The 8,691-nt window shown below is 40.0% G+C and carries 7 protein-coding genes; 3 read left to right on the forward strand and 4 right to left on the reverse strand.

The window, feature by feature from the left end; genetic code table 11:
- Positions 1 to 62: 62 nt before the first annotated feature.
- From O9332_RS18555 to O9332_RS18570, 4 genes are all read right to left on the reverse strand, one after another.
- Positions 63 to 185: a hypothetical protein gene (locus O9332_RS18555; protein ID WP_288026793.1), complete on the reverse strand. Its 123-nt coding sequence runs from the start codon at positions 183 to 185 to the stop codon at positions 63 to 65.
- A gap of 119 nt (positions 186 to 304) precedes the next feature.
- Positions 305 to 1,159, reverse strand: a complete 855-nt coding sequence (locus O9332_RS18560) for a calcium-binding protein (protein ID WP_002759353.1) — start codon at positions 1,157 to 1,159, stop codon at positions 305 to 307.
- Between the two features lie 136 nt (positions 1,160 to 1,295).
- A complete protein-coding gene (gene pgsA, locus O9332_RS18565) occupies positions 1,296 to 1,829 on the reverse strand; it encodes a CDP-diacylglycerol--glycerol-3-phosphate 3-phosphatidyltransferase (protein WP_002759356.1) in 534 nt (177 codons plus the stop codon).
- A gap of 223 nt (positions 1,830 to 2,052) precedes the next feature.
- Positions 2,053 to 3,147 (reverse strand): fatty acid desaturase family protein, encoded by a 1,095-nt coding sequence (locus O9332_RS18570; RefSeq protein WP_288026795.1) that lies wholly within the window; start codon positions 3,145 to 3,147, stop codon positions 2,053 to 2,055.
- A gap of 245 nt (positions 3,148 to 3,392) precedes the next feature.
- Between O9332_RS18570 and O9332_RS18575 the strand changes: the two genes are divergently transcribed.
- Genes O9332_RS18575 through O9332_RS18585 form a run of 3 tightly spaced genes read left to right on the forward strand, consistent with a single transcriptional unit; the run spans position 3,393 to position 8,549 of the window.
- Entirely contained in the window at positions 3,393 to 4,526 is a 1,134-nt protein-coding gene (locus tag O9332_RS18575) for a sigma factor-like helix-turn-helix DNA-binding protein (RefSeq protein WP_002759359.1), read from the forward strand.
- A gap of 16 nt (positions 4,527 to 4,542) precedes the next feature.
- A complete protein-coding gene (locus O9332_RS18580; RefSeq protein WP_002759361.1) occupies positions 4,543 to 5,907 on the forward strand; it encodes a DUF1822 family protein in 1,365 nt (454 codons plus the stop codon).
- A gap of 32 nt (positions 5,908 to 5,939) precedes the next feature.
- A complete protein-coding gene (locus O9332_RS18585; RefSeq protein ID WP_288026798.1) occupies positions 5,940 to 8,549 on the forward strand; it encodes an ABC transporter substrate-binding protein in 2,610 nt (869 codons plus the stop codon).
- The last annotated feature ends 142 nt before the right edge of the window (positions 8,550 to 8,691 follow it).

An 8,691-nucleotide genomic window follows, 5' to 3' on the forward strand; every position in this document is an offset into this window, starting at 1 on the left:
TGACCTGTTAAAATCTGATGTTAGTGCAAGAAAATAGGATTGGGACATTCAAAAACCTTGCATTATTCTCCTCGTAGTACATAAACTGGTACAAAAAAAGAGGGCAACAAAGCCTGAAACTCCCGACGACCGGCTACTGACTCCTGACTCCTGACTCCTACCCCCAGGAAAAACTTTTTCAGCAAACCCTAATAAGGGTGTGTTAGCCCTAGCTAACACACCCCTACCGATTATTTCTGGTGGTTAATTTTCCCGCAAAAATCAACAATTGTCCGACTCACCGCAGGGGATGGACAGGGATAGATTAGATAACGACAATATTGGATGCAGTGAAGGTTGGAATACCAAGAAGATTTGCGATTCGAACCGAACCAGCGCCACCAACACCATCTACGTCAAACCATAAAGCACCATTGGCAGTATTGTAGATAAATCTTTGAGCTGCAGTAGCAGCGCTATTGATTCCCGCACCAGAACGGAATTGTGCAGCACCCAAAGGACCAGCAGTCAGTCCACCAGCGAAACCAGTGGCGGAAACATTGATAACATCACCTTGAGAGGAGCTAAAACCCGGGATCCAATCAAATCCTTCGCTGGGACTGTTGAAAACAAAATTGTCAGCACCAGCACCACCGACTAGGCTATCGGTTCCAGCACCACCAACTAAAGTATCTTTTCCATCACCACCAACTAAAGTATCGTTTCCAGCACCACCGACTAGGCTATCGTCGAACGCACTACCTGTGATGAAATAGGAATCAGTGAGGGTGAGTGGTGCGATCGTACTTACTATTTGCGGACCCGACGCTTTCGTGAAAGTAATACCGCCGGTTGTTAGTTGATAAGTGCCGGCAGTCGAAGCTCTAACAAAGGTAAGGCTATCTGCTGGCAGGGAAAGGGTCGTAGAAAAGCCTCCACCGTACTTGGAAAGGGTTGCTGTGTTATCAGCAACGCCTGCTTTGGCTATTCTCCAAACTGTATCGCCGCCCGCACTTAAAAGGCCCAGGGAAGTGAGATTATCGTCGGCAAGGCCTGTTGCTGATATACTAATGGGGACAGTAGGATGGGCGTTCAGGAAAGCGGCAACTGACGTAGTCACATTAGGATTGAAAGTAACACTAGAGGTGGAGTCAGCGAATGATATAGTTACAGTGGGCATGGTTTTTCCTTTGAATGATTTGTTTGAATTTGAAGAGTCTGATAATCTTCCTCCCGATTATTATATACCAAGAAAAAAAATGCAATCATGTTTGCGAGGCTTGTTTCCTGAATTATTGCTAATGGTTAAGTTTTTATCAATTTTGGGTTAATTTTTGGCTGGGTGTGATATAAATCAGACCAGAAATTAAAGTTAATATCACCGATAGCCAAAAAGCCACCAGAGCAATTAAATTATATTCAGAAGGCAAGGGAGCGATTAAGAGAGCGATAGCGACAATTTGGCTGACTGTTTTGCTTTTTCCCCACCAATTAGCCCCTTTTATGTCGCTATTTCCTGTTAAATTCGGATTAATGCGCCAACCAGCGATCGCTAATTCGCGAGCGAGAATCAAAAATACTCCCCAAGCAGCAATTAAATCCATTTCAATCAGAGCTAAGAGGGGAGCGAGAACCAGTAATTTATCGACCAAAGGATCGAGAAATTTGCCTAATTCGGTGATTTGATTTAATTTTCGCGCTAGATAACCATCGAGCCAATCGGTGCTGGCAGCAATCAGAAAGATAATTAAACTTAACCAGCGATCGATTTCTGTGCCTTGGTGCAACCAGTATAAAATTAATGGCAGTCCCAAGAGTCGTGATAGGGTAATCGAGTTGGGTAGGTTCATTTTTGTTAGGGAAGTGGGGAAGTGGGGTGTAGGGTGTGGGGTGTAGGGTGTGGGGTGTAGGGTGTAGGGTGTAGGGTGTAGGGTGTAGGGTGTAGGGTGTAGGGTGTAGGGTGTGGGGAAGTGGGGAAATTTCAACTAATACCCCAAAACCCTAAAACTCCAACTCCCTAAAACTCCAACTCTCAACTCCTGCCTCCTGTCTCCCGGCTCCTGACTCCTGATTTTAGCTGGCTAATTTGAGATCGAAATTACTTTGTTTATTGCCTAATTGTCTGAGCCAACGATAATTATAAGTTAAAGCACCTCGCAGGGTGGGATAAACGGCATAATTAACGCCAAATTCTTGGCAAACTTCCGCTAAGATTGGGGCAATTTTTGGGTAGTGAATATGACAAATTTGCGGAAAAAGATGGTGAACAACTTGATAATTTAATCCCCCTAAATACCAATTTAAAAAGGCATTTTTAGGAGCAAAATCTACGGTAGTTCGCACTTGAAAGATTGCCCATTCGTCTTCGATTTGGTTAGCTGCCGAGGGTTGAATAAATTCGGCGGGTTCCAAAACGTGAGCTAACATAAATACATGACAGGCAAGCACTCCATAGGTCATAAAAGCAATGAGAAAACCGATCGCTATTTCTAGGGGACTATAACCAACTAAGAGAGGAATGCCAATAAACCAAAAGAGATAAACAACTTTTCCGCTCAATAAAACGAATAAATCGATCGGTTTAGGATTGGGAATTTTAATCTCGCCAAAACGATTACAAAAGAGGATGGAGCGCACATCGGAGAATGACCAATAGATAGGAATTATAGCGTAGAGAATCGGGATAAATAAATGTTGATAACGATGATACCATTTATGCTCGGCATGGGGAGTCATTCGCACGATACCATCGCCGTGAATTTCCACATCGTACCCTAAAACATTGGTGTAGGTATGATGGAGATAATTATGACGAAAACGCCAGAGATAACTGGAAGTACCGATGATATAATCGTAGGTCATGCCAAGGAGAGAATTAACCCATTTTTTACTAGAATAGCCGCCATGGTTTGCATCATGACCAATGCTAAAACCGATTCCTGCTAATCCTCCTCCTAAAACCAGACAACCGATAATTTTTAGCCACCAGATATCCGGACCAAAAAGTACAAATAGCCAAGCGGCAATTACCCAAGTTAAAATCGTGATCGTCTTCAGGTACATGGCCAAATTATCTCTGGTGGGGATGCCGTTTTCGGTAAAATAAGCATCAACCCGTTTATTCAATTCCTTTCTAAAACCCTGATTTTCGGTAAAAGTTACTCGCATTCCTAATTTTTGTCCTAGAAGTTGATATGACGGCTATTTGTGGCAGCTCAGAGTGAATTTATGAGTCTTGTACTGGTTTGCTAAGGCTGTCTCAGCATAACTGATAATTTCTCATCAGTCCCTCATCTATTGTCAGAGAAAGAGGTGCGCTTGGCAAGGCAATCGCTCAATTTGTTTGCTACTCTTGCAGAAAATCCTCGGTTTTTACCTAATCAGATATCAGATACCTGTAGCCGGTGATAGAAATGAGCGTTAGGTACTTTTATACTACTATTAAAGCCATTGAAGGCGATCGAGTTTTCTGGTGCGAAGTGCCACAATTAAGAAAATTGATCGATGCGATCGCTGGAAGCGTGGCCGATGATGAAGCGGTGTATTTTTATCTGTGGCAATGCTTACAGAATGATCCTAATAACCAATTAGTCAAGTCCCATTGGATGGTTTTCTTACAATATCGCTCCTGTATGGTAACTCAAAGGGTCTATCAAAATGTCGGCCATCGGATCGATGCTGATTATGAAACCCTCTTCTACTATTTGCTGAATTTGCTTTCTACGGCAATCATTTTTTACGGTAATTTTCAGGATAACAAGACCAAACCGGGATTTTTTCGCTTAATCTTAGAAAAATGGACAGATAAAAAATTAAGAAATACTCTCTATAATTTCCTGCGAGGAGAGTATAAAACGATTGGCAGGACTAATCTCGGTATAGTCAGTCTTTTTAGTGCGAATAAAATTCAAAAAGTTTTACGAACATCGGGTATCTTTAACGAGAATCATCTGCTAATATTTAACTGTTTTCGAGAGGTTAAAAAAGCTTCTCTTAGATCATTGGATAAGTGGCAAGAGGAGGATTGGCAACAAGTAATCGATCGCCTACAGCAGTTACAACCGCAAGTTATTCTCACCGTTGAGGAAGTGCAAGCAAAACTCAATCAAATAGGGGAGATAATGCGTAATCATATCGATCCTCCTTACTCTAAATTTGAGCCTACTAATTATGACGATAATAGCAATTACTTTTGGGAAAATATCCCCAGCAAGAAGCCAAGTAAAGATTTACTACAACAGCAAGAAATCCAGGAAGATATTAATAAGTTATTAATCACTCTTGAGGATGAAGTTAAACAGATTGTATATTGTTACTATCATCAAAAGATGACGCAAGCACAGATCGCTAATCGATTGGGAGTTCACTCATCTACTATTAGTCGAGAAATAACCCAATTATGTAAAAAAATTTATCAGCTACTCTGTGCAAGGGAAGGCAAAGATTGTCCTATTTTGTTAAATGAGATTAAATTACAATCTCGGCAAAAACAAGAGATCGATGCTTATCTGGAATATTTTTGTCAGTCCTACTTAACTCAAATCTAATCTGTTAGGAGATACCATGAAAGTCAACCTCGATATTTTGCAACAAATTAACCCGAAATCCCTTTGGCTAACTTTTTCGGAAACAGAGATTAAACAAGCTCGATCGATTCTCGGTCAATACTCTAATCAAACCGCCAAAAATCAGGCTTTGATTAATTACTTAGTGCAAATATGCCTAAGCAATTGGCTGAAAGATAATCTTGATTGTTCCCTTCAAATAATACCTGAAAACCATCAGTATCTTTGGGAGTTTATTAACGGGTTTACTTGGCAAATTGAAGATAAAAAAGTTACCACTATTCCCAGTCAAGCGATTGACATTGAGGGATTGACAATAGAGCAAGAATGGGTTGATATTCCCGATTTAGCGGCCGATTTTTATCTAGGGGTGCAGGTAGATTTAGCAGAAAAATTTCTCAATATCTGGGGTTTTATATCCAGAAAAGATGTTAAAAGTCTCGCAAAATACGATCCAATTTACCATCAATATTATTTGGACAGTGAGCAAATAATTGATGATTTAGATATTCTTTGGCAGAGTTGTTTAGAGGGAGAGAGTGAAAAAGGAAAACTCGAATCTTTAGCAAACTTATCGCCAGCAACAGCAGAAAATTTAATTAAAAAGTTAGGTCAAGTTTCACCCTATTCTCCGAGATTAGATATTAGTTGTCAGCAGTGGTTAGCTTTGTTGAATAATCAACAATGGCGAGAAAAACTTTATCAGCAGCGTTTAGAGGTAATCCCCACCAAACTTAGTCAATGGTTGCAGGGAATTATTACCGAAAAATGGCAGGAAATCCTCAGCACTATCGACAATTATCGTCCAATTAATCCGGGTTTTTTGTTGGCTGCTGAAAAAATCAGCAGCCGAGAATCTCTGACAGATATTCAGCGAGAAATTAGACAACTGTATGCTAGTCAAAAAGAGGTGGAATTTTCGGAACATTTAACCCCAGAGGAAGCTTTAGCAAAACTGCAACATCAAACCCAAGATGAAACTATTCGCTGGCAAGCGGCCGAATATCTCTGGAATATCGATCCTCATTATCCTAATGCTGCTATCCGCAAAATGCTCGATGTGGGTAGTCAATTAATGGGTTATAAAATCGCTTTAATGGTGGGAGTTTTATCGACCAGTCACCAGAGAATTGCTGTCTTAATTCGTGCCTATGCCATGGACAATTTTGCCAAACTACCCCCCGGTTTATCTTTGCAAATTAGCGATGAAATAGGCCAATTAATCCCCAGTTTAGAAGCAATAGCAAGGGAGAAACCCTTAGATAGCTATCTACAGCTTTATTTTCTAGCTGATGCCGACGATCGCTTTAATGTTAACCTAAGTTTAGGGGACAGTAGCATTACCGAGCAGTTTAGGATTTAATAGAGATAGCAGAAAATGTCAAGGGTAAAGACATGAGCAGAGTTGTGATTCTGAAAATTGGTGATGGCAGTTTTGAAACGGGATTTTCCGTCACTCTAGAAATTCGTGACAATCATCTCTTGATAGCACCTTTTGCTGAGGGGAAATTAGTCCCGAGCCTTGACATTGCTGCCGCTTTGCAAAATTATCGTCGAGCTTATTATCATTGGGTAGAAAGTCAACCCAGTTTAGGAATTACCGTTCCTCATAGTATGATCACCCATGCAGCGGTAGGTGATCCTAGAGACAACCTCAGAAAAGCCACTCAAACTTTAAAAGATAGCTTAAATGAATGGCTAAATTCCAGTTCTCTGAGTTCGATACAAAATCGTATCTTGTTCCATATAGGTACTGAGTCAGAAGTAAGATTTTTTATCCAAACTACCCACTTTGATTTACAACAAATTCCCTGGGAGTGTTGGAATTTTTTACGGGATTGGTGGAATGATGTGGAAATTGCTCTTACTATCCAGAGAAATCCTCCGATAATTAACCTTACTCCTCCAATTCATGTTTTAGTAATTTTGGGTAATATTGACATCGAAAACGAGCATAATTCCCTGTGTTTATCCAGTTTGCAAACGGCACTAGGAAACCCAGATAAGGTTTATATACAAATATTAAGTCCCAGTTCAGAAGTTCCTCTTTCAACGATAAATATTCACAATGAGTTGATCAAAAATCCATGGGATATTGTAGTTTATTTAGGTCATAGTCAAACCAGTAGCGACGGACATGATGGAGTTTTTATCATTGATAATGATACGGCTTTATCTCCTGAACATAATTTAAGAAATTCCCTAGAAATAGCTGTTAAAAAAGGCTTAAAACTTGTTATCTGTAACTCCTGCGATGGGTTAGGTATTGGTCGTCAGTTGGCTAATATCGGAGTACCCCATATTATTGTTATGAAAGAACCCATCGCTGTGCGGGTTGCTTTGAGATTTCTAGAAGTTTTTCTTCCCAATTTTCTTGAACATAAATCCCTACAGGAATCCTTAACAAGCGCTCGACAAGAATTAAGATTACATGAATTTGAGAAGGATGCTGCTAGTTCTTCTTTACTGCCTCGTTTGATAGAAAATCCTGAAGAACCACCGTTAATTTTACCTTTACCCCCTGAAAATACGGAGGAAAATCACCAAAATAATGATGAGCAAAGTTGGCCTTTACGTCTATCTAGTCGCTGGAAACAAGCTCTGTTATTTATTTTAAGTCTTCTGGTAACTTTATCAGTTTTATATTGGGGAGGAGTATTTTCCGATGATGCTAGTAAATACCCAGAAATTAGCTTAGGTGAAGAAATATTATTAAAGACAAACCGACAAGATAACAGTATTGAACGGGGAAGACAAGCTTTTAAAAACAAAGAATATAAACAAGCAATTCAGCTTTTTAAAAAATCCCTCGATCGCTTGCCCAATAATCCAGAGATTCGCATCTATTATAATAACGCTCGTGCGGCTCATCAAGACAGAAATCCCTTAAAAATTGCCACCAGTGTTCCGCTTGGTAATAATCCAGAAATAGCTCAAGAAATTTTACGAGGTATTGCTTTATTGCAACAGGAGTTAAATGATGAACAGGCCAACAACCCCGATTTTCACTTTCTACAGGTAGTGGTCGCTAATGATAATAATAGCCCCGTAGATGCCAAAGATCGAGCCGAAAAATTTGTTAAAGATCCGTCAATTATAGCAGTGGTTGGTCATAATGCTTCTGCTGCTAGTGAAGCGGCCAAAGATAGCTATGTACAAGGGAAAATTGTTGCCCTATCTCCCACCAGCTTTTCCCCGAAAATCTCCGGTAATGGCTATGTGTATAAGATGGTTCCCGATCTGGAAACTTTTGCCACAACCTTAAGTGAATACATCCGCAAACAAACTGACAAGCTAATTATCCAAAACCCCACTAATTTAATTTGTTACGATAATCGCTCTGGGGATAATTATAACTTCGCTCAAAAATATAGAAACATTCTTCTCGGTCAGCAGTTTCAAAAAGTCATTAAAGATGCAGATTTTGACTGCAATATCGAACCAAAAAATAATTTAGATCAAGAGAAAATTTATCAAAAAATCGCTCAATACCAAGTAAATATTCTCATGGTTGCTCCCTATATTGACGATCTGAAAAGAGCCGTCAGTATCTTTAAGCAACGTCCCGCACAACAGTTAAACTTAGTAACTTTAGGTTCACCCACTTTTCAAAGTTATCTCACCCTTGCAGAAGGTAAACAAGGAGTAGAAAATTTAGTTATCACCGTGCCTTGGTATGATCTCAAAAAAGATAATTATATCCACAGTTTTTGGCAAAATAAGATCAATGTTTGGCGCACTCCCATGGCCTACGATGCGACTAAAGTTATCCTCACCGCTTTGCGACAGTTATACCAACAAGGACAAAAATTCGCTCGAGAATCATTAAATCAAGTTTTAAGAAACGATTTTTCTATCGAAGGAATGACTGGCACTGTTACATTTGATCAGAATGGTGTCCGCAACATGAATAATAATCCTGATGATCGCCGCTACTTGATTCTACAGGTCAAAAATGGTCAATTTGTCCCCCTCGCTCCCATTAAATCTGCCGGTCCACTCTAAACCGGTGGTGATTCGGTAGTAGTGATGGCGGCTTAATCCTTTGCTTTGCTGTGCATTGTAGTCATGAATAAAATACCAAAGGGCTCCCCAACGTGATTCTCCATTTTTTTAGAGAAAGATAGACTCTCTCTCACCAGCCGAG

The sequence above is a fragment of the Microcystis sp. LE19-10.1B genome (assembly GCF_027530565.1).
GTDB classification, from domain to species: domain Bacteria; phylum Cyanobacteriota; class Cyanobacteriia; order Cyanobacteriales; family Microcystaceae; genus Microcystis; species Microcystis aeruginosa.

Bases quoted from the DNA above. Each gene is read 5' to 3' on its own strand.
- O9332_RS18560 (WP_002759353.1), bottom strand. From the start codon at position 1,159: ATGCCCACTGTAACTATATCATTCGCTGACTCCACCTCTAGTGTTACT.
- pgsA (WP_002759356.1), bottom strand. From the start codon at position 1,829: ATGAACCTACCCAACTCGATTACCCTATCACGACTCTTGGGACTGCCA.
- O9332_RS18570 (WP_288026795.1), bottom strand. From the start codon at position 3,147: ATGCGAGTAACTTTTACCGAAAATCAGGGTTTTAGAAAGGAATTGAAT.
- O9332_RS18575 (WP_002759359.1), top strand. From the start codon at position 3,393: ATGAGCGTTAGGTACTTTTATACTACTATTAAAGCCATTGAAGGCGAT.
- O9332_RS18580 (WP_002759361.1), top strand. From the start codon at position 4,543: ATGAAAGTCAACCTCGATATTTTGCAACAAATTAACCCGAAATCCCTT.
- O9332_RS18585 (WP_288026798.1), top strand. From the start codon at position 5,940: ATGAGCAGAGTTGTGATTCTGAAAATTGGTGATGGCAGTTTTGAAACG.